At 67.3% G+C, this 21,134-nt stretch carries 20 protein-coding genes; 13 read left to right on the top strand and 7 right to left on the bottom strand.

What is annotated here, in order from left to right; all coding sequences use genetic code 11:
- Entirely contained in the window at positions 1-1,005 is a 1,005-nt protein-coding gene (gene epmB / locus ABE424_RS14005; protein ID WP_346492657.1) for an EF-P beta-lysylation protein EpmB, read from the bottom strand.
- A 126-nt stretch (positions 1,006-1,131) separates the two neighbouring features.
- On the opposite strand from epmB, the gene efp reads away from it, so the two are divergent.
- The 5 genes from efp (at position 1,132) to ABE424_RS13980 (ending at position 5,436) form a co-directional block, all read left to right on the top strand.
- Positions 1,132-1,701: an elongation factor P gene (gene efp, locus ABE424_RS14000; RefSeq protein WP_019182820.1), complete on the top strand. Its 570-nt coding sequence runs from the start codon at positions 1,132-1,134 to the stop codon at positions 1,699-1,701.
- A gap of 241 nt (positions 1,702-1,942) precedes the next feature.
- Positions 1,943-3,286 carry a TRZ/ATZ family hydrolase gene (locus tag ABE424_RS13995; RefSeq protein WP_346492658.1) on the top strand — a complete coding sequence of 448 codons (1,344 nt, stop codon included), beginning with the start codon at positions 1,943-1,945 and terminating at the stop codon, positions 3,284-3,286.
- Between the two features lie 16 nt (positions 3,287-3,302).
- On the top strand, positions 3,303-4,034 hold the full coding sequence (gene ubiG, locus ABE424_RS13990) for a bifunctional 2-polyprenyl-6-hydroxyphenol methylase/3-demethylubiquinol 3-O-methyltransferase UbiG (protein ID WP_346492659.1): 732 nt from the start codon (positions 3,303-3,305) through the stop codon (positions 4,032-4,034).
- Complete coding sequence (locus tag ABE424_RS13985; RefSeq protein ID WP_346492660.1) at positions 4,027-4,710, top strand: phosphoglycolate phosphatase; 684 nt, start codon at positions 4,027-4,029, stop codon at positions 4,708-4,710. Before ubiG ends, ABE424_RS13985 begins: the two co-directional genes overlap by 8 nt.
- An 18-nt stretch (positions 4,711-4,728) precedes the next feature.
- Positions 4,729-5,436: a squalene/phytoene synthase family protein gene (locus ABE424_RS13980; protein WP_346489879.1), complete on the top strand. Its 708-nt coding sequence runs from the start codon at positions 4,729-4,731 to the stop codon at positions 5,434-5,436.
- A gap of 31 nt (positions 5,437-5,467) precedes the next feature.
- On the opposite strand, the gene ABE424_RS13975 is transcribed toward ABE424_RS13980, so the two are convergent.
- Genes ABE424_RS13975 through yidD form a run of 3 tightly spaced genes read right to left on the bottom strand, consistent with a single transcriptional unit; the run spans position 5,468 to position 7,917 of the window.
- Positions 5,468-6,313 carry a M23 family metallopeptidase gene (locus tag ABE424_RS13975; RefSeq protein ID WP_346492661.1) on the bottom strand — a complete coding sequence of 282 codons (846 nt, stop codon included), beginning with the start codon at positions 6,311-6,313 and terminating at the stop codon, positions 5,468-5,470.
- A complete protein-coding gene (locus ABE424_RS13970) occupies positions 6,313-7,659 on the bottom strand; it encodes a dihydroorotase (protein ID WP_346492662.1) in 1,347 nt (448 codons plus the stop codon). Before ABE424_RS13970 ends, ABE424_RS13975 begins: the two co-directional genes overlap by 1 nt.
- Entirely contained in the window at positions 7,660-7,917 is a 258-nt protein-coding gene (gene yidD / locus ABE424_RS13965) for a membrane protein insertion efficiency factor YidD (protein WP_121038212.1), read from the bottom strand.
- Positions 7,918-8,189: 272 nt separating this feature from the next.
- On the opposite strand from yidD, the gene dksA reads away from it, so the two are divergent.
- Entirely contained in the window at positions 8,190-9,461 is a 1,272-nt protein-coding gene (dksA, locus tag ABE424_RS13960; RefSeq protein WP_179458460.1) for an RNA polymerase-binding protein DksA, read from the top strand.
- Positions 9,462-10,160: 699 nt separating this feature from the next.
- Here dksA and ABE424_RS13955 read toward each other — a convergent pair.
- The 3 genes from ABE424_RS13955 to cysS all read right to left on the bottom strand — a co-directional run bounded on the left by ABE424_RS13955 (position 10,161) and on the right by cysS (position 13,370).
- Positions 10,161-11,414 (bottom strand): MFS transporter, encoded by a 1,254-nt coding sequence (locus tag ABE424_RS13955; protein WP_176989406.1) that lies wholly within the window; start codon positions 11,412-11,414, stop codon positions 10,161-10,163.
- Positions 11,411-11,851, bottom strand: coding sequence for a SufE family protein (locus ABE424_RS13950; protein ID WP_346492663.1), 441 nt, complete (start codon positions 11,849-11,851; stop codon positions 11,411-11,413). Before ABE424_RS13950 ends, ABE424_RS13955 begins: the two co-directional genes overlap by 4 nt.
- A 151-nt stretch (positions 11,852-12,002) precedes the next feature.
- Positions 12,003-13,370 carry a cysteine--tRNA ligase gene (gene cysS / locus ABE424_RS13945; RefSeq protein ID WP_346478165.1) on the bottom strand — a complete coding sequence of 456 codons (1,368 nt, stop codon included), beginning with the start codon at positions 13,368-13,370 and terminating at the stop codon, positions 12,003-12,005.
- 255 nt (positions 13,371-13,625) lie between these two features.
- On the opposite strand from cysS, the gene ABE424_RS13940 reads away from it, so the two are divergent.
- From ABE424_RS13940 to argC, 7 genes are all read left to right on the top strand, one after another.
- The gene (locus ABE424_RS13940) at positions 13,626-14,198 is read left to right on the top strand and encodes a hypothetical protein (protein WP_176989409.1); all 573 of its coding nucleotides are present in this window, start codon (positions 13,626-13,628) and stop codon (positions 14,196-14,198) included.
- A 361-nt stretch (positions 14,199-14,559) separates the two neighbouring features.
- A complete protein-coding gene (locus tag ABE424_RS13935; RefSeq protein ID WP_176989410.1) occupies positions 14,560-15,570 on the top strand; it encodes an N-acetylornithine carbamoyltransferase in 1,011 nt (336 codons plus the stop codon).
- A 130-nt stretch (positions 15,571-15,700) separates the two neighbouring features.
- Positions 15,701-16,894, top strand: a complete 1,194-nt coding sequence (locus ABE424_RS13930; RefSeq protein WP_176989411.1) for an argininosuccinate synthase — start codon at positions 15,701-15,703, stop codon at positions 16,892-16,894.
- Between the two features lie 197 nt (positions 16,895-17,091).
- The gene (locus ABE424_RS13925) at positions 17,092-18,180 is read left to right on the top strand and encodes an acetylornithine deacetylase (RefSeq protein WP_346492362.1); all 1,089 of its coding nucleotides are present in this window, start codon (positions 17,092-17,094) and stop codon (positions 18,178-18,180) included.
- Between the two features lie 73 nt (positions 18,181-18,253).
- Positions 18,254-19,579 carry an acetylglutamate kinase gene (locus tag ABE424_RS13920; RefSeq protein WP_176989413.1) on the top strand — a complete coding sequence of 442 codons (1,326 nt, stop codon included), beginning with the start codon at positions 18,254-18,256 and terminating at the stop codon, positions 19,577-19,579.
- A 5-nt stretch (positions 19,580-19,584) separates the two neighbouring features.
- Positions 19,585-20,184, top strand: coding sequence for a GNAT family protein (locus ABE424_RS13915; RefSeq protein ID WP_346492309.1), 600 nt, complete (start codon positions 19,585-19,587; stop codon positions 20,182-20,184).
- Positions 20,181-21,134, top strand: a complete 954-nt coding sequence (argC, locus tag ABE424_RS13910) for an N-acetyl-gamma-glutamyl-phosphate reductase (RefSeq protein ID WP_346492310.1) — start codon at positions 20,181-20,183, stop codon at positions 21,132-21,134. The genes ABE424_RS13915 and argC overlap by 4 nt, the downstream gene beginning before the upstream one ends.

The following is a 21,134-nucleotide window of genomic DNA, read 5'->3' as shown; positions in this document are numbered from 1 at the left end:
TTACACCGGCCGCTTGCTGCTGTCGCCGGAGATTTCGCGGACCAGCTTGGGCACCAGGTAGCCGGACAGGCGTGCGGTCAGCTGCGCATGCAGGTCCTTGGCGGTGTCGTCGTCCACTTCGAAGTGGGCCACGCCTTCGACCCGGTCCACCTGGTAAAGATAGTAGGGCAGCACCCCGGCGGCGAAACTGCGCTCGCTCAGCGCCTGCAGCGCCTCGATCGAATCGTTGACCCCGCGCAGCAGCACCGCCTGGTTGAGCAGGGTGGCGCCGGCCTCGCGCAGGCGCGCCATCGCGGCATCCACCGACGCATCGAATTCGTTGGCGTGGTTGGCATGGATCACGAACGCTACCGGCCACGGCAGGCTGCCCAGCCACTGCACCAGTTCGTCGTCCACCCGTTCGGGCAGCACCACCGGCAGCCGGCTGTGGATGCGCAGGCGGCGCAGGTGCGGGATCTGCCTGAGCGCCTGGGTCAGCTCGACCAGCTTGTGCGTGGCCAGCGACAGCGGGTCGCCGCCGGACAGGATCACCTCGTCGATGTCCGGGTCCTGCGCGATCGCGTCCACCGCATCGCGCCAGCCCTCGCGGGCCGCGTTCTCGGTGCCGTAGTCGAAATGGCGGCGGAAACAGTAGCGGCAGTTGATCGCGCAGCTGCCGGTGGTGACCAGCAGGGCGCGGCCGCGGTACTTCTGGATGACCCCGGTGGCCTTCTTGGCCGCGCCGTCACCGACCGCGTCCAGGCTGAAGCCGGGGACGATCTTCAGCTCGTCGGTGATCGGCAGCACCTGGCGGAGCAGGGGGTCGTGGCGGTCGCCGTGGCGCATCCGGGCCGCGAAGCCCTGCGGCACGCGCACCGCGAACTGGCCGGCCGCTTCGTCCGAGACGCCCAGCTCCACCGGATCCAGCCCCAGCTGCCGCAGCAGCTCGCGCGGGTCGCGGATCGCCTCGCGCCACCGTTGCTGCCAGCGGACGGGGGCGGCCAGGGGCGTGGCGGAAAGCTGCATGGAATGGGGGCCTGCGGTTATCATGTGGGTCAGAAATATCGAGTCACCCCACCGGTGTCGGTGGGATTTCCCATTCTATCCGGCTCGCCGCGCCTGCGCGGCGTTTGCCCATTCAGGAGTTTCAGCATGGCCACTGTTGGCATGAACGACGTCAAGAACGGGATGAAGATCCTGGTCAACAATGAACCAGCGGTCATCACCGAGACCGAATACGTCAAGCCGGGCAAGGGCCAGGCCTTCACCCGCATGAAGTACCGCTTCATCAAGTCGGGCCGCGTGGTCGAAATGACCATGAAGGCGACCGATGACGTGGAGAAGGCCGACGTCGTGGATACCAACATGGACTTCATGTACAGCGACGGCGAGTTCTGGCACTTCATGGACCCGGAATCCTTCGAGCAGGTCCAGGCCACCAAGGCCGGCATGGGCGGCGCGGAGAAGTGGCTGAAGGGCGAAGAGTCCTGCATCGTCACCCTGTGGAACGGCGAGCCGATCTTCGTGCAGCCGCCGAACTTCGTCGAACTGAAGATCACCGAAACCGACCCGGGCGTCCGTGGCGATACCTCGGGCGGCGGCGGCAAGCCGGCGACCCTGGAAACCGGTGCGGTGGTCCGCGTGCCGCTGTTCGTCAACCAGGATGAAATCATCAAGGTCGACACCCGCTCGGGCGAATACTCCGCGCGCGCAGGCAAGTAATCCGGTGAAGCCGGATTACGTGTAGAGCCGACCGTTGGTCGGCTGCGCCACCCGGTAGCCGATCGCTGATCGGCCGGCCCTTGGTAGTGCCGACCACTGGTCGGCACCCAGGCGCAGCCCGGCGGCACTTCCCGGCGTTCATGATGCCGACACCACGCGCAGCCGAGCATGGCTCGGCTCTACCTCCAGAGCGCCCCGGTCGCACACGCCTTCGGGTCGCCGCCCAGCACAGTGAGTCCGCATGACCGACACCGCCCGCATTCCCGAAGCCTGTGACCTGTTGATCGAAGCCGGTTACGTGGTCCCGATCGAACCGCATGCGGTGGTGCTGGAAGACCATGCCGTGGCCGTACGCGGTGGCGAGATCATCGCGATCCTGCCGCGTGCCGAAGCGCGCGAGCGCTTTGCGCCCAAGCAGACGGTCTCGCGCCCGGAGGCGGCGCTGATGCCGGGCCTGGTCAACGCGCATACCCACAATCCCATGACCCTGCTGCGGGGCGTCGCCGACGACCTGCCGCTGATGGTCTGGCTGCAGCAGCACATCTGGCCGGTGGAAGCGGCGGTGATCGGGCCGGAGTTCGTGGCCGACGGCACCACCCTGGCGATCGCCGAGATGCTGCGCGGCGGCACCACCTGCGCCAACGAAAACTACTTCTTCTCCGACGTCCAGGCCGCCGTCTACAAGCAGCACGGGTTCCGTGCGCTGGTCGGCGCGGTGATCATCGATTTCCCGACCGCCTGGGCCAAGACCGACGACGAGTACTTCGCCAAGGCCGGCGAGCTGCACGACCAGTGGCGCAACGACCCGCTGATCGGCACCTCGTTCGCGCCTCATGCGCCGTACACCGTCAACGACGCGAACTTCGAACGCGTGCGCATGCTGTCCGATCAACTGGACATGCAGGTGCACCTGCACACGCATGAGACGGCTCAGGAAATCAGCGACTCGATCAAGCTGCATGGCCAGCGTCCGCTGGCGCGGCTGGATCGGCTCGGCCTGGTCAACGACCGCCTGATCGCCGTGCACATGACCCAGCTGACCGAGGCGGAAATCCACCTGTGCGCCGAGCGCGGCGTCAGCGTGGTGCACTGCCCGGAATCCAACCTCAAGCTGGCCTCCGGCTTCTGCCCGGCCTGCGCCCTGCAGCGCGCCGGCGTGAACCTGGCGATCGGCACCGACGGCTGCGCCAGCAACAACGACCTGGACATGTTCAGCGAGAACCGCACCGCGGCGATCCTGGCCAAAGCCGTCGCCAATGATGCGACCGCGCTGGACGCGGCCACCACGCTGCGCGCGGCCACGCTGGGCGGCGCCCGCGCGCTGGGCTTCGGCGACCGCATCGGCTCGATCGAGGTTGGCAAGCAGGCCGACCTGGTCTGCGTGGACCTGTCCGCGCTGGAAACCCAACCGCTGCACCATGTGCTTTCGCAGCTCGTCTACGCCGCCGGCCGCCATCAGGTCAGCGATGTCTGGATCGCCGGCCAGCCCAAGCTGGTCCAGCGCGAACTGATTGGCATGGACACCGCGGCGATCGTCGCCAACGCCCGCCAGTGGCGCGAGCGTATCCGACACATCCGTGCTTGATGCACCAAGGATCCCCATGAACACCCCTCCTGCTTCCACCAATTTCGATCAGGCCGAACTGGACAAGTTCGCCGCGCTCGCCAACCGCTGGTGGGACGTCGACGGCCCGCAGAAGCCGCTGCATGCGCTGAACCCGGTACGCCTGAAGTACGTCGCCCAGCGCGTCACCCTGCGGGGCGCTCGCGTGCTCGACATCGGCTGCGGCGGCGGCCTGCTCAGCGAGGCGCTGGCGAAGGAAGGTGCGGACGTCACCGCGATCGACCTGGCCCCGGAGCTGGTCAAGGTCGCGCGCCTGCACGGGCTGGAGTCCGGCGTCAGCGTCGATTACCGCGTGCAGGCCGCTGAAGACCTGGCCGCCGAGCAGCCGGGCAGCTTCGACGTGGTCACCTGCATGGAAATGCTCGAGCACGTGCCGGACCCGGGCGCGATCATCGCCGCCTGCCACCGCCTGCTGAAGCCGGGCGGCCAGCTGTTCCTGTCCACCGTGAACCGCACCCCGGCCGCGTTCGCCGTGGCGATCGTCGGTGCCGAGTACGTGGCGCGGCTGCTGCCCAAGGGCACGCATCACTACCAGGATTTCATCAAGCCGGCCGAGCTGGGCAAGTGGCTGCGCGAAGCGGATTTCAACCTGCGCGATGTCAGCGGCATGGCCTATGAGCCGTGGCGCAACCGCGCCCGCCTGAGCACGCGCACCGACATCAATTACCTGGCCCATGCAGTCAAGCCGGACGCCGCCGCCCGTGTCTGAGTTCGGTTTCCCGCCGGCGGTGCTGTTCGATCTGGACGGCACCCTGCTGGACAGCGCGCCGGACATGCTGGCCACCGCCAACGCGATGCTGGCCGCCCGCGAACGTGCACCGATCACCCTGGGCGCGCTGCGCCCGGTGGTCTCCAAGGGCTCGCGCGCGATGATTTCGGTGGCCTTTCCCGAACTGGGGCAGGTCGAGCGAGATGGGCTGGTGCCGGAGTTCCTGGAACGCTACGAGGCTCTGATCGGCCAGCACGCGGTGCTGTTCGATGGCATCGCCGGCATGCTCGACGCACTCGATGCCGCCGGCTGTGCCTGGGGCATCGTGACCAACAAGCCCGAATACCTGGCCCGGCTGATCGTGCCGCAGCTGGGCTGGGAACAGCGCTGCAAGGTGCTGATCGGTGGCGACACCCTGGCCCAGCGCAAGCCGCATCCATTGCCGCTGCTGGCCGCGGCCGAGCGCATGGGGATCGTACCGGGCACCTGCGTTTACGTCGGCGATGACGAGCGCGACATCGTCGCCGCCAACGCCGCCGGCATGGCCTCCGTCGCCGCCCTGTGGGGCTATCGGCTCGATGCCGACGATCCGATGGCCTGGGGTGCCGACACCCTCGTCGCCCTGCCCGAACACCTGCAACATGCCAAGGCGTGGCCGCTTCCGCGCACGCTCTAGCCTTTCAAGGAATACACCGTGAGTACTTCCAGCGCCCTGGACAGCTTCCTGGACAAGTGGCGGACCCGCTGGCCCGAGTGGCAGGTGGCCGAACGCTTCGTTCCCGAGAACCAGCGCACCCTGGTGGTGGCGTGGTTCTCGCTGCTGCAGGAGTTCGACGACATCCTCAACACCGCCGGCGACCCGATGCCGTCGGACGCCAAACTGGCGTGGTGGGGGGAAGAGCTGCGCAGCTGGGCGGCGCAGCGTTCGCGTCATCCGCTGGGCCGGGTGCTCGAGCCGGTGCGTGCGCCGTGGGCACAGCTGGCCGAGACCCTGCCGGATCTGATCGACGCGCGTGCGGTACCGGTCGATCCGGCGCAGGCGCTGCGCGCGTTGCAGGCCTATGCGGCCGCCGTGGCTGCGGTCGAAGCGGTGATGTTCGACAGCCCGGCGCGTGGCGATGTCGCCACCCCGGTGCTGGTGCAGACCCTGGCCCAGCGCCTGCACGAGAGTGGTGTCGCTGCCATTCCGCGTTCGCTGCTGGCCGAGGATGACACCGCCGCGCCGCGCAAGTGGGCGCAGCAGTTGCTGGCGAAGTGGCCCGCGCGGGTTGCCGGCCCGCGACCCCGCCGGCTGTATGCCGCGTTGGCCCGTGCCCGCCAGCAGACCTGGGCGCAGGATCGCCAGTACCAGGCCACGCCGATGCGTACGCTGTGGCTGACCTGGTGGGCTGCGCGGGGCTGATCGTGGATGCCGGCCAGCGGCCGGCACTACGTTACTTGCCGCGTTCCAGCACCAGCAGCGGGTCGATACGGGTATCGAACCAGTTCATGCCCCAGTGCAGGTGCGGCCCCGTCGCGCGACCGGTCGCCCCGACCGCGGCGATCACCTGGCCCTGTTCCACGCGGTCGCCGACCTTCACGTCGATGCGCGACAGGTGCAGGAAGTTCGAACTGATCCCGAACCCGTGATCCAGCAGCAGCGTGCCGCCGGTCAAGTACAGGTCCGGGCCGGCGAAGGTGACCACGCCGGCGGCCGGTGCCTTGACCGGCGTGCCGGTGGGGACCGCGATGTCCATGCCGGAGTGGCCCGAACCGGGTTGCCCGTTGTAGACGCGCGCATTGCCGAAGCGGCCGCTGATGCGGCCCTGCACCGGCCAGATGAAGGCCTGCGCGAAGTCGGCGCGGTCGTCATCGCGGGCACGTGCGGCGGTGACCTGGGCCTGCTCGCGCTTGATCCGCTCGGCAATCGCCGGCGGCGGGTTGACCGTCTTCGGTGGTACGCCGTTGACACGCTCGGTCGGCCAGTCACGCGGGGTGACGGCGATGCTGACCGTTTCCTTGCCGCCGTCCGGGCGCTTTACCTGGACCTGCAGCGGCCCCTTTTCATCGCGGCCGATGCCGAATACCACGCTGCCGTACCCGCTTACGCGCAGGCTGCGGCCGGCGTACTGTACGACGCTGCCCGCGGGCACGTTGCCGATCACCATCGCGCCCTGCGAGGCGCTGGCCGGAAACACCACCCGCGCCTCGGCCTGGGCCACGGCGGGCGAGGGCAGCAGGCTGCCCATCGCCGCGACGCCTGCGGCCGCCAGGGCCGCACTCAACAGCCGTGCCCGCATCAGCGGTCGAAGCTCATGCGCTGGCCGTTCGGCGAACCCACCAGCTTTTCGCCATCCCAGGCCAGCTGCCCGTTGACCCAGGTCGAGGCGATGCGCGAGCGGAACGTGGTGCCTTCGAACGGCGACCAGCCGCACTTGGACAGCACGTCTTCGCGTTTGACGGTAAAGGGCACATCCTCGACCAGCACCAGATCGGCGAAGTAGCCCTCGCGCAGGTAGCCGCGCTGGCTGACGTCGAACAGCTGGGCCGGCGCATGCGCGAACTTCTGCACGACCTGGGTGATCGCCAGCTTGCCTTCGTGCACCAGCTCCAGCGCGGCGACCAGTGCGTACTGGACCAGCGGCAGGCCGGACGGCGCCTGCGCATAGGGCTTCTGCTTCTCTTCCCAGGTGTGCGGCGCGTGATCCGTGGCGAGCACGTCGATCACGTCATCTGCCACGGCGCGGGTGAGGGCCTCGCGGTCGCTGGCTTCCTTGATCGCCGGGTTGCACTTGATCAGGTTGCCCAGGCGCGCGTAATCGCTGCGGTCGAAACGCAGGAAGTGGATGCAGGTTTCGGCGGTGATCTGCTTGCGGCTGCCATCGGCGCGGATCAGCGGGCCACGCTCGAACAGGGCGAGCTCGTCGGCGGTGGAGATGTGCAGCACGTGCAGGCGGGTGCCGTGCTTCTTCGCCAGCGACACGGCCAGCTGGGAAGACTTCAGGCAGGCCTCGCGCGAGCGGATGTCCGGGTGCTGTTCGGCACTGAGGGCGTCGCCGTATTTCTCGGCGTACTCCTTGGCCTTGGCATCGATCATCGGGGTGTCTTCGCAGTGCGTGATGATCGGCGTGGGCGCGTCGCGGAAGATCGCGTCCAGCGTTTCGGGGTTGTCGACCAGCATGTTGCCGGTGGAGGCGCCCATGAACACCTTGATGCCCGGTGCGGTCTTGGGATCCAGCGACTGGATGTGGGCCAGGTTGTCGTTGCTGGCGCCCATGTAGAAGCCGTAGTTGGCGCGCGCGCGGCCGGCGGCGGCGTCGTACTTGGACTGCAGGATCTCGGCGTTGAGCGTGGGCGGGTTGGTGTTGGGCATGTCCATGAAGCTGGTCAGGCCCCCGGCGACGGCCGCGGCCGATTCGGTCGCGATGTCACCCTTGTGGGTCAGGCCGGGCTCACGGAAGTGGACCTGGTCGTCGATCATGCCCGGCAGCAGCCAGCGGCCGGCGGCGTCGACGACGGTCTCGCCCGGGCGTGCCTCCAGGCCAGGACCGATCTGCGCGATACGGCCGTCTTCGATGCGCAGGTCACCCTGGGTGATGGTGCCTTCATTGACGAGGCGGGCGTTGACGATGAGCGTGGAGGACATTCAGTGTTTTCCTGTGCAGCGGCAGGTGGCGTCATGCGCGGCGCGCGGAGGCACCTCGTCGATACCACCGGGATGGAAGGGATGGCAGCGGCCCAGCCGGCGCGCGGCCAGCCAGCTGCCGCGCGCGGGGCCATGGGTGGCGATGGCTTGCATGGCGTATTCAGAACAGCTGGGCATGAAGCGGCAACGCGGCCCCAGCAACGGGCTGATGAAGCGCTTGTAGAAGCGCAGCAGGGCGATGAGCAGGCGTGAGATCACCCCCCAATCTTATTCCAGTTGGCATGAAGGCCGCATTTGTCGCAGGATGGGGCGTTGGACCCGTCCGCACCCACGCGCGCGACGGGCCGCCCCGGCGGTGTCGCCGGGTCAGGTACCGAACTGCGCACGTTGGCCCGCCTGCCAGGCGGACCGGTCGCACGCCTTGCGACTCCGGGGCTGAACGGAGTAGGCGGTGTGGTTGCTGCTGCTGGTCGGGTAGGCTATAAAGGCCCGCTTTCCCGGGCCCCGGGGAATCCAAGGAAGAGCGTTTCGTGGCTGCTAAAAAAACTGCAAAGAAGGCCGTCAAGGCCGCCAAGAAAACCGCCAAGCCTGTTGTAAAGAAGTTGGCGGCCAAGACCGTTGCCAAGAAGCCGGCTGCCAAGCCGGTTGGCAAGCCTGCATCCAAACAACCGGCGGCCAGGACGGCACCCGTTAAAAAGGCGGCCAGCAAGTCGCCCGCCAAGGCCGTCAAGAAGGCTGTCGCCAAGAAGCCTGCTGCCAAGACGGTGGTGGCCAAGAAGACCGTCGCCAAGAAGGTCGTTGCCAAGAAGTCGACGGTCGCCAAGCCGGTTGCCACGCCCGCCAAGCGCGCGGCAGGCAAGCCGGTAACCAAGGCGCCCGTCAAGAAAACCGCGGCCGGCAAGCCGGCGGCCAGGAAGACCGTGACGCCTGCTGCCGCCAAACCCGCGGCCAAGCCGGCCCCGGCGAAGAAGACCGCGGTCAAGCAGGCACCGGCCACGCCGGTGAAGGCCAGCAAGACCGCCAGCAAGCCCGTGGCATCCAAGCCGGCTGCCAAGCCGGTTGCAGCACCCGTAGTGAAGTCCGCACCGAAGCCGGCATCGCCGGCGCCGGCCAAGTCTGTCCCGGCCAAGAGCGCGGCCAAACCTGTCACCTCTCCGGCCTCCGCGCCGGCGCCGGTTGCAGCCGCCCCCGCCTCCAAGGCCCCGCAAAACAAGAATCCCGTGCCCGTTTCGAAATCGCCTGCAAAAACCCCCGCCAAGTCCGAGTCCGCCCCCAAGCCCGTGTCCCGTCCGGTCGGCAAGGTCGCCGTTGCCGTGGCAGCGCGTTCGGCCGCCCCGGCCCCGCGCACCAAGGTGAAGGTGGTGGAATACAAGACTGACGAAGCCACCGGTCGTCCGATCCTGCCCGACGGTTACAAGCCGAGCGCGGAAGAGGAATACATGAGCCCGCTGCAGCTGGAGTATTTCCGCCAGCGCCTGCAGCACTGGCGCAATGATCTGGTGGAAGAATCCAAGCAGACCATCGCGAATCTGCAGGAAGAAGTGCGTGACATCGGCGATGAGGCCGAGCGCGCCACCCGCGAGACCGAGAACTCGCTGGAACTGCGTACCCGTGATCGTTACCGCAAGCTGATCGGCAAGATCAACAGCACGCTGAAGCGTCTGGAAGACGGCGACTACGGTTTCTGTGTCGATACGGGCGAAGAAATCGGCCTGGATCGTCTGGAAGCCCGCCTGACCGCTGAGCGCACGATCGATGCGCAGGAGCGTTGGGAGCATCTGCAGAAGCAGCAGGGCGACTGATCGCGCTGTTGGTGTTGCTGTTCTACGGAAAACCCGGCTTCGGCCGGGTTTTTTTTGGCTGTTCGCTTTTGGGTTGTGTTGGTTGTGTTGGTCGGGTTGGTCGAGTTGGTCGCGAAGGGCGTTGGCGCCTTGGAGGCTGGCGTTAGAGTGGGTCGGGCAGCCCGGTCCGGGACGCGCCGTGAACCCATCCATGGGGGCTCGTAGTGCGGCATCCATGCCGCACACGGTCCAGGACCGGGCTGCCCGCCCCCCTCCCGACAGGTTCATGGGTGGGCGGATGGAAGAGCTTGGACTCCCGCTTCTGACGCTGTTTCGGCCGGCTGCCAGTGCCGGCTGGATCGTCGGGACATGCCGGGTGCTGGTCCGGATGTTTGTCCCGCGCTTTGCGCGGCATCCACGCATGGCGTGGATCTACAGGCGTGGCGGGTGCGGTCGCTCTTCGCCGTTAATCCCGCGCAAACAACTTACTGTCCATGGGTGGACGGGTAGCGCAGTGAAGGACCGTGTGCGGCATGGATGCCGCACTACGAGCCCCCAGGGATGGGTTTACGGCGGGTCCTGCACTGCGCTGCCCGGCCGCCCAACCCCCAGGAACAAGCAGGCGCCGAACCCGCGGCCCCGGCAGCCCCAGCCGCGCAGCGCGAGCCAACCAGCCCGGCGTCCAGCTGGGGAGCCCCAAGCGGCCGGCCGGGCAAAAGCTCAATGCAGATCGCGCAGATTCAACCGCCGCAGCGTTGGATTCTTCCAGGCCGTGATGCCCGCCACGCTCAACACCGCAAAGCCACCCAGCACCACCGCCGGGACCAGCCCCAGCAGCTTCGCCATCGTGCCCGCATAGAACGCACCCAACTCATTCGACGAACTGATGAAAATACCATTGATCGACGACACCCGGCCGCGCATCTCCTCCGGCGTCGCCAACTGCAGGATCGTCGAACGCACCACCACCGACACCCCATCGAACGCACCGTAGAACAGCAGGATCGCCGCCGACAGCCAGAAATTCGACGACAGCCCGAACCCGATCACGCACAGACCGAACCCCGCTACCGCGAACAACAGCACGCGCCCCGCATTGCGCTGCAGCGGCCGCCGCGCCAGCCACAGCCCCACGCACACCGAGCCCAGCGCCGGCGCCGCACGCAGCACCCCCAGCCCCTCCGGGCCGTGGTGCAGGATCTCGTGCAGGAACGCCGGCAACATCGCCACCACGCCGCCGAGCAGGACCGAGAACATGTCCAGCGCCATCGCCCCGACCATGATCCTGTTGCCCAGCACGAAACGACCGCCCTCGGCGATGCTCTTGAAGATCGGTGCCGCCGGGCCCGTGTGCACCGGCTCGGAGACCCGCAGCGCCGCCAGGCAGCCCAGCGCGATCAGCGACACGCCGACCGCTACGCCATAGGCCACGCCCTTGCCGCCCCAGGCCACCAGTGCGCCACCCAGTGCCGGGCCGAGCACCATGCCCGCCTGGAACACCACCGCGCCCAGGCCCGCACCGCGCGCGTACTGGGTGCGCTCGAGCACGCGCGCGAACAGCGCGTTGTAGATCGGCGACAGGAACGCGCGGACCATGCCGGTCAGCGCGATCGCCGCATAGATCGGCCATACCCCGTGGAAGGGCAGCCAGCCCTGGGCGACCGCGGTCAGCACCAGGGCCGTCATCACCAGCCCGCTGCACGCGACCATGCCCAGCCGGCGGCGCGGCAGGTGGTCGACCAGGTAGCCGGCAAACGGGGCCACGCAGAAGAACGGCAGCACCTCGGCCAGGCCGACCAGGCCCAGCGAGAACGGATTGCGGGTGACTTCGTAGATGTGCCAGCCGACCGTCACCGCGACGATCTGGTAGGAGAGCATCGCGAAGATGCGGTACGCCAGCACCAGCGAGAAGCCCGGGCGGGCCAGCAGCTGCAGGGCGCTGTCGGGCTCCTGCGGATCGGCGGAGACCGTCACGACTGTGCTTGGGCGGTGTCGCGGATGAAGGCCAGCATCGCCGCCACGCCATTGCTGCGGGTTGGCGAGAGGTGGCGCGACAGCCCGATGTCCTGGATGTAGTTCGGCTCGGTGGCCAGGATCTCGGCCGCCGAACGGCCCGAGTAGACTCGCAGGGCCAGGTAGATCAGCCCGGAGACGATCGCCGAATCACTGATGGCGTGGAAGCGCAGCGCCTCGGCATTGCCCTCCGGCACGATCCAGACCATCGACTGGCAGCCGAGCAGGCGATGCTCCTCGGTCTTCCACTCTTCCGGGAAGGTGGGCAGTTTGCGGCCGAGGTCGATGAGGTACTGGTAACGCTCGGACCAGTCACCGAAGAAGGCGAATTCCTCGGCGATGGCGGCCTGGGCCTCGGCCGGGGTGGGTTCGAGCGGGAACGGGGATGCAGGGGTCATGGGGGTACTCCAGGCCGGTCATGCGCCTTCCGTGGTCTGGCCGTGATGGTTCGAAGGAGGCGCCGGCCATCCGTGGCCGGGTCTGTGTCGTGGCAACGCCCAATGGGTCGGGCAGTATCTGGCAGCGCCCGGTGGTCGGCCGGGCGGTCTTTCAGCGCTTGCGCGACCAGCGCACGCCCTGGGCGGTGTCTTCCAGCACGATGCCGTCGGCGGCCAGCTGGTCGCGGATCGCATCGGCGCGGGCGAAATCGCGGGCCTGCTTGGCGGCCGCCCGCGCGTCGATCAAGGCCTGGATGGCGGCATCGTCATCGTGGCCGACCGCCGTGCCGAACCACGCGCCCGGATCCTGCTGCAGCAGGCCCAGTGCCAGGCCGGCGCCGAGCAGGGTGGACTTCCAGTGCGCCTTGTCCGCGTCGGCGGCCTTGCGCGCCTCGCCGGCGATGCGGGCCAGTTCGGCCAGCGCCTGCGGCGTGTTGAGGTCGTCATCCAGCGCGGCCTCGATCTCGGCCGGGATCACCGCCGTGGCGTCCACGTCGACCAGATCGCGCAGGGTGCCGTACAGCCGGTCCAGGGTGCGCACCGACTGCTCGATCAGCGCATCGGACCAGTCCAGCGGCTGCCGGTAGTGGGCCGACAGCAGCGCGTAGCGCAGGGCCTCCGGGGCATGCTGGCGGACCAGGTCGTGCACCCGCTCGATGTTGCCGATCGACTTGCTCATCTTGGCGCCGCCGAAGTTGAGCATGCCGTTGTGCAGCCAGAACCGGGCGAACGTCTGCCCGCCGTGCGCGCACTCGCTCTGCGCGATCTCGTTCTCGTGGTGCGGGAACTGCAGGTCCACGCCGCCGGCATGGATGTCGATGGTCGGGCCCAGGTGGGCGGCGGCCATTGCCGAGCACTCGATGTGCCAGCCCGGGCGGCCGCGGCCCCAGGGCGATGCCCAGCCGGGCAGGTCGTCGCTGGAGGGCTTCCACAGCACGAAGTCACCCGGGTCGCGCTTGTACGGGGCCACGTCCACGCGGGCACCGGCCAGCATCTCGTCCGGGTCGCGGCGCGAGAGCTTGCCGTAGTCGGCGTAGGAGCCGACCGCGAACAGCACATGGCCCTCGGCCGCGTAGGCGTGCCCGTTGGCGATCAGCTGCTCGATCATCGTGACGATCTGCGGGATGTGCGCGGTGGCTTCCGGCTCGATGTCCGGCGGGACCACGCCCAGCGCCGCCATGTCCTCGCGGTAGGCGGCGGCGAAGCGGTCGGTGATCGTGCTGATCGGTACGTTCTGCTCGCGCGCGGCCGTGTTGATCTTGTCATCCACGTCGGTGATGTTGCGGGCATAGCGCAGGCCACCGAAGCGGCGCCGCAGCAGATCGGCCAGCACCCCGAACACCACCGGGCCACGGGCATTGCCGATGTGGACGTAGTTGTAGACCGTGGGGCCACACACATACAGGGTCGGACAGGTCGGATCGAGCGGGGTGAACGGTTCGAGCTGGCGTGTCAGGTTGTTGTGCAGGCGCAGGGTCATGAGGGTCGGGAGCGGGGGTAAGCGGTCGATTTTAGAACGTGTCGGGGGCTTTGGGGGGATGCGGGGCAGGGCAGGTGGGCGGCGGGGCCGGCCGGCGGGATCGCTGAAGGCTTCAGCCGATCCGGCCCGTGGGGGCGGGTTCCGGGGCCGCGCGTGGGTCCGGCCTATGGGCATAAACGCCACGGAAGGGTAATGTTCAGCCCCTTGTGCCTGGCACTGCCTAAACTATCCCCCTTGTCCTTTTCCTTGTTGCCAATGAAATCCGCTTCGTTGTTGACGCTGGTCTGCCTGCTCGGAAGTGCCGCCTTCGGGGCGTGCGCCCAGGACGGTGAGGTGCGCAACCGGGTGGTGATCGTGGAGAACGTCAAGTTCGACTACGCCCAGGTGCTCAACGTCGAGCCGGTGTTCCAGACCCTGCGCGCCACCCGTACCGAGGAGCACTGCGAGCCGATCTCGACCCGCACGCTGGCCCCGGTCAACGTCACCGGTGAGGAGCCGCAGGAAGACAAGGGCCGGTTCGGCCGCTTCATGGACTCGGTGCGCTCGATCTTCCGCCGCGAAGACGGCAGCACGGACGAGAACGGCTATTCCGAGACCGTGGTCGTCGAGACCGCGCCGGCCAATACCGGGCCGCTGCTGACCCGTGACTGCAAGATCATCCCGGTCGGTCGCGAGTTCCGCCGGCCGATCGCTTACGACGTGGACTACGTCTACAAGGGCACCAAGTACCGCTCCCGCCTGCCCGAAGATCCGGGCAACCGGCTCAAGATCCGGGTCTCGATCACCCCCTGGGTCGGCAACGAGCAGGCCGGCGGCGCCAACCCGTGACCCCCGGCATCGCCCCGGGCGTGGATGCCTTCAACCTGAATTGTCATTCAGGCCTTGCACGCACTCCGGGTGCATGCAAAGATGGGCGGCCATGAAACTCACCGACTTCCAGCACGACACCAGCGCCGCCCGTATGGCTACGGGCATGACGTCGCGTGCCCGCCGACCGGAACCCCACATTTTCGCTGGGTAACCGGAGCTTCGTGCTGTCTGTTCGGAAAACCCAGCCCCCGCGCTGGGTTTTTTCGTTTCTGCGATCTGAAAAGTTTCATCTGTATACGTTTTGTTGAGCCCTGAACGCGCCCCGGCGCCCCCAACCTCCGCCGGAAACGGTGGAAAACCAGCCGCAAAGGATCGATCGATGTCCCTGAAGCACTTCCTGAACACCCAGGACTGGAGCCGCACCGACCTGGATGCCCTGCTGACCCAGGCCGCGCTGTTCAAGCGCAACAAGCTGGGCGACGAGCTCAAGGGCAAGTCGATTGCCCTGGTGTTCTTCAATCCCTCCATGCGGACCCGCACCAGCTTCGAGCTGGGCGCGTTCCAGCTGGGCGGCCATGCGATCGTGCTGCAGCCGGGCAAAGACGCCTGGCCGATCGAATTCAACCTGGGCTCGGTGATGGACGGGGACACCGAAGAGCACATCGCCGAAGTGGCCCGCGTGCTGGGTCGTTACGTCGACCTGATCGGCGTGCGCGCCTTCCCGAAATTCATCGACTGGACCAAGGACCGCGAGGACGAAGTGCTCAAGAGCTTCGCCAAGTACTCGCCGGTGCCGGTGATCAACATGGAAACCATCACCCACCCGTGCCAGGAACTGGCCCACGTGATGGCGCTGCAGGAACACTTCGGTACCCAGGACCTGCGCGGCAAGAAGTATGTGCTGACCTGGACCTACCACCCCAAGCCGCTCAACACCGCCGTGGCCAACTCGGCGCTGACCATCGCCACCCGCATGGGCATGGACGTGACCCTGCTGTGCCCGACCCCGGATTACATCCTGGACGAGCGCTACATGGGTTGGGCCGAGCAGAACGTCGCCGAGAGCGGCGGTTCGCTGCAGGTCAGCCATGACATTGCCAGCGCCTACGCCGGCGCGGACGTGGTGTACGCCAAGAGCTGGGGCGCGCTGCCGTTCTTCGGCAACTGGGAACCGGAAAAGCCGATCCGCGACCAGTACAAGCACTTCATCGTCGACGAGGCCAAGATGGCGATGACCAACAACGGCGTCTTCAGCCACTGCCTGCCGCTGCGCCGCAACGTGAAGGCGACCGACGGCGTGATGGATTCGGCGCAGTGCATCGCGATCAACGAAGCCGAAAACCGCCTGCATGTGCAGAAGGCGATCATGTCGGCGCTGGCAGGACGATAAGCAGCACGGCGGCCGTAGCGCCACGCCATGCGTGGCTTCGCGGTGCCCACCCGGGAGCAGCCACGCATGGCATGGCTCTACCGCCCCGAAAAACGCATTCCACATTGCATTCCACTTGGACCTGACCCCCATGAGCAAGAAAGACATCGTCCTGGCCTTCTCCGGCGGACTCGACACCAGCTTCTGCGTGCCCTACCTGCAGGAGCGCGGTTACAACGTGCACACCGTGTTCGCCGATACCGGCGGCGTGGATGACGAAGAGCGCGATTTCATCGAGAAGCGTGCCGCCGAGCTCGGCGTCACCAGCCACGTCACCGTCGATGGTGGCCCGGCGATCTGGAGTGGCTTCGTCAAGCCGTTCGTGTGGGCCGGCGAAGGCTACCAGGGCCAGTACCCGCTGCTGGTGTCCGACCGTTACCTGATCGTGGATGCCGCGCTCAAGCGCGCCGCCGAACTGGGCACCAACATCATCGCCCACGGCTGCACCGGCATGGGCAACGACCAGGTCCGTTTCGATCTGGCCGTGAAGGCACTGGGCGATTACCAGATCGTCGCGCCGATCCGCGAAATCCAGAAGGAACACACCCAGACCCGCGCCTACGAGCAGAAGTACCTGGAAGAGCGCGGCTTCGGCGTGCGCGCCAAGCAGCAGGCCTACACCATCAACGAGAACCTGCTCGGCCTGACCATGTCCGGCGGCGAGATCGACCGTTGGGAAGCGCCGGGCGAGGGTGCCCGCGGCTGGTGCGCCCCGCGCAGCGAATGGCCGGTCGAGCCGCTGACCGTGACCCTGAAGTTCGTCGAAGGCGAAGCCGTCGAACTGGACGGAAAGGCGCTGCCGGGTGAGCAGATCCTGGCCAAGCTCAACAAGCTGTTCGCCGCGTACGGCGTTGGCCGTGGCGTCTACACCGGTGACACCGTGATCGGCCTGAAGGGCCGCATCGTGTTCGAAGCGCCGGGCCTGGTCTCGCTGCTGGCCGCGCACCGCGCGCTGGAAGATGCGGTGCTGACCAAGCAGCAGAACCGCTTCAAGCCGGACGTGGCGCGCAAGTGGGTGGAGCTGGTGTACGAAGGCTTCTACCACGACCCGCTGAAGACCGACATCGAGGCTTTCCTGAAGTCCTCGCAGACCAAGGTCAACGGTGAAGTGGTGCTGGAGACCCGCGGTGGCCGTGTCGATGCGGTGGCAGTGAAGTCGCCGCACCTGCTCAACACCAAGGGCGCTACGTATGCACAGTCGGCCGATTGGGGCGTGGAAGAGGCCGAGGGCTTCATCAAGCTGTTCGGCATGAGCTCCACGCTGTACGCGCAGGTAAACCGCTAAGGCGATTCACCGGGGTGCCGGCCGCTGGCCGGCGCCTCGCAAGGCCGATGGAGGGTAGTGCCGGCCGCTGGCCGGCTCCTCGCAAGGTCGATGGAGGGTAGTGCCGGCCGCTGGCCGGCTCGTGGCACGGCTGGATCATTGCAGAGCCGGCCAGCGGCCGGCACTACCGATTTCGAACCCTACGGATATCCAGAAACATGTTGGAACAGACACTCGATCACCTGCAGCAGCTCGTGTCCTTCGACACGCGCAATCCGCCGCGTGCGATCAGCACCGGCGGCATCTTCGATTACCTGCGCGCGAACCTGCCCGGGTTCAACGTGGAGGTGATCGATCATGGCGACGGTGCAGTCAGCCTGTATGCGGTGCGTGGCACCCCGAAGTACCTGTTCAACGTGCACCTGGATACCGTGCCGGACTCGCCGCATTGGACGGCCGATCCGCACCTGATGCGGCGCACGGACGACCGCGTGATCGGCCTGGGCGTGTGCGACATCAAGGGCGCCGCGGCGGCCCTGGTGGCGGCTGCGAACGCCAGCGATGGCGACGCCGCGTTCCTGTTCTCCAGCGACGAGGAGGCCAACGATCCGCGTTGCATCGCAGCCTTCCTCGCCCGTGGCATTCCGTATGAAGCGGTGCTGGTGGCCGAGCCGACGATGAGCGAAGCGGTGCTCGCACACCGTGGCATCAGCTCGGTGCTGATGCAGTTCAAGGGCCGCGCCGGGCATGCTTCGGGCAAGCAGGATGCGGCCGCCAGCGCGTTGCACCAGGCCATGCGCTGGGGCAACCGCGCGCTGGATCATGTGGACACCCTGGCCCATGCGCGCTTTGGCGGGCTGACCGGCCTGCGTTTCAACATCGGCCGGGTGGAAGGCGGGATCAAGGCGAACATGATCGCGCCCGCTGCCGAAGTGCGTTTCGGCTTCCGTCCGCTGCCGTCGATGGACATCGATGCGCTGCTGGCCACGTTTGCCAGCTTCGCCGAACCGGAGGCCGCGGTGTTCACCGAGACCTTCCGCGGGCCGAGCTTCCCGGCCGGCGACATCGCCGAGGCCGAGAACCGCCGCCTGCTCGCGCGCGACGTGGCCGATGCCCTGGATATCCCGATCGGCAACGCGGTGGATTTCTGGACCGAGGCCTCACTGTTCTCGGCCGGGGGTTACACCACCCTGGTGTATGGTCCGGGCGACATCGCCCAGGCCCACACCGCCGATGAGTTCGTGACGCTGGAGCAGCTGCAGCGTTACACCGCGTCCGTGCACCGCATCATCGCCCGCGGCGCGTGATCCAATGATGCCGTCGTGGCTCCCCACTGACGGACCTCCCATCGCGGCCCCGGCCGCCTGCGACGATATCGAAATGCCTTCTTCCCAGCCCCACCGCCAGACCCGCCAGACCATCGTGCGCCTGCTCTCGAGCATGGCCAGCGCGAAGGAGATCAGCCAGTACCTCAAGCGTTTCTCGCAGCTGGACGCCAAACGCTTCGCCGTGGTCAAGGTCGGCGGCGCGGTGCTGCGCGATGACCTCGATGCGCTGACCTCCTCGCTGTCGTTCCTGCAGGAAGTCGGCCTGACCCCGATCGTGCTGCATGGCGCCGGCCCGCAGCTGGACGCCGAACTGTCGGCGGCCGGCATCGAGAAGCAGACCGTCAACGGCCTGCGCGTGACCTCGGCCGAAGGCCTGGCGATCGTGCGCCGGGTGTTCCAGGCCTCCAACCTGCAACTGGTCGAAGCGCTGCAGCAGAACGGTGCGCGCGCGACCTCGATCACCGGCGGCGTGTTCGAAGCCGAGTACCTGGACCAGGACACCTACGGCCTGGTCGGTGAGGTCAAGAAGGTCAACCTGGCCCCGATCGAAGCCAGCCTGCGCGCCGGCTCGATCCCGGTGATCACCAGCCTGGGCGAAACCCGCTGCGGGCAGATCCTCAACGTCAACGCCGATTTCGCCGCCAACGAACTGGTGCAGGAACTGCAGCCGTACAAGATCATCTTCCTGACCGGCACCGGCGGCCTGCTCGATGAAGAAGGCAAGGTGATCGACTCGATCAACCTGTCCACCGAGTACGACCAGCTGATGCAGCAGCCGTGGATCCACGGCGGCATGCGGGTCAAGATCGAACAGATCAAGGACCTGCTGGATCGCCTGCCGCTGGAGTCCTCGGTGTCGATCACCCGGCCGGCTGACCTGGCCAAGGAACTGTTCACCCACAAGGGCTCCGGCACGCTGGTGCGCAAGGGCGAGAAAGTGCTGCGCGCCACCGCGTGGGACGAACTCGATCTGCCGCGCCTGAAGCAGCTGATCGAATCCAGCTTCGGCCGTACCCTGGTGCCGGACTACTTCCAGAAAACCAAGCTGCTGCGCGCCTACGTGAGCGAGAATTACCGCACTGCGGTGATCCTCACCGACGAAGCCGAAGGCGTATACCTGGACAAGTTCGCCGTGCTCGACGATGCGCAGGGCGAAGGCCTGGGCCGTGCCGTCTGGAACGTGATGCTGGATGAAACCCCGCAGCTGTTCTGGCGTTCGCGCAACGGCAACCCGATCAATCACTTCTACTACGCCGAATCCGATGGCTGCTACAAGCAGGGCCACTGGAAGGTGTTCTGGTTCGGCGCCGACGGCTTCGACCGCATCAAAGCGTACGTCGAGCATTGCGCCGCACGCACCCCCAGCCTGGAGGGCTGAACCCGATGAATCTTGCCGATTGGACCAAGGTCCCCACACTGGCCGGCACACATGCCCGGCTGGAGCCGCTGCAGATGGCGCATATCGATGGCCTGCGCGGTGCACTGGGGGATGGCACCTTGTCCAGGCTCTGGTACACCCAGGTGCCCAGCGCGAAGACCATGACCGCCTACGTCCAGGCCGCGCTGCAGGCGCAGGCCGAGGGCAAGGTGCTGCCGTTCGCGGTCCTCAACGAGGCCGATGAGGTCGTCGGGACCACGCGCTATTACAGCCTGGAAGCCGAGGTGCCGCGCCTGAGCATCGGCTACACCTGGTACGGCGAGGCCGCCCAGCGCACCGGGATCAACACCGAAACCAAGCTGATGCTGCTCACCCACGCCTTCGAGCGGCTGGAATGCCTGAGCGTGGTGTTCGAGACCAGCTGGTTCAACTTCACCTCGCGCACCGCGATCTCGCGCCTGGGCGCCAAGCAGGACGGCGTGCTGCGCAACCACAAGCGCCATCCGGACGGCACCCCGCGCGACACCGTCATCTTCTCCATCATCAATGCGGAATGGCAGGGGGTGAAACGCCACCTGCAGCACCGCCTGGACGCACACGCATGAGCACCACGACCTTCACCGTCGGCATCGTCGGCGCCCGCGGCCACACCGGCGCGGAACTGATCAAGCTGATTGCCGCACATCCCCGCCTGCAGCTGGGTTTCGTCTCCTCGCGCGAGCTGGCCGGCCAGCGCGTGAGCGACCACCACAGCGACTGGCAGGGTGAACTGCAGTTCGAAAACCTGGATGCCGACGCCGTCGCGGCCAAGGGCATGGACGCGGTGATTCTGGCGCTGCCCAACGGCCTGTCCGCACCGTTCGTCACCGCGCTGGACGCGGCGAAGCCGGAGACGGTGATCGTCGACCTGTCGGCCGATCACCGTTTCGAGCCGAGCTGGTACTACGGCCTGCCCGAACTGACCCGCGGCGACTACCTGGGCCAGAAGCACGTCAGCAATCCGGGCTGCTACGCCACCGCGATGCAGCTGGCGATCAGCCCGCTGCTGCAGCAGCTGGCCGGCCCGCCGCAGTGCTTCGGTGTTTCCGGTTACTCCGGTGCCGGCACCACGCCCTCGGACAAGAACAATCCCGAGCTGCTGCGCGACAACCTGATGCCGTATGCGCTGACCAACCATGTGCACGAGCGCGAAGTCACTGCGCACCTGCGCGTGCCGGTCGAGTTCATGCCGCATGTGGCGCCGCACTTCCGCGGCATCACCATGACGGTGAACCTCTGGCTCAATACGGTGGTCAAGCGTGAAGACGTGGTCGCGCTGTACCAGAAGTACTACGCCAACGAGGCCCTGATCGAAGTGCTCGACGAAGCACCGTGGGTCAGCCGCATCGCCGGCCGGCACGGCGTGCAGATCGGCGGCTTCGACGTGGCCCCGGGCGGCAAGCGCGTGGTGGTCGTGGCGACCCTGGACAACCTGCTCAAGGGCGCGGCGACGCAGGCGATGCAGAACCTCAACCTGGCGCTGGGCCTGGACGAACTGGCCTCGATTCCGCACTGA

Source organism: Stenotrophomonas sp. TWI1149 (genome assembly GCF_039673155.1).
Classification (GTDB): domain Bacteria; phylum Pseudomonadota; class Gammaproteobacteria; order Xanthomonadales; family Xanthomonadaceae; genus Stenotrophomonas; species Stenotrophomonas maltophilia_AA.
Note: the sequence above shows the minus strand (reverse complement) of the source record. Positions and strands in the feature narration are given on the sequence as shown.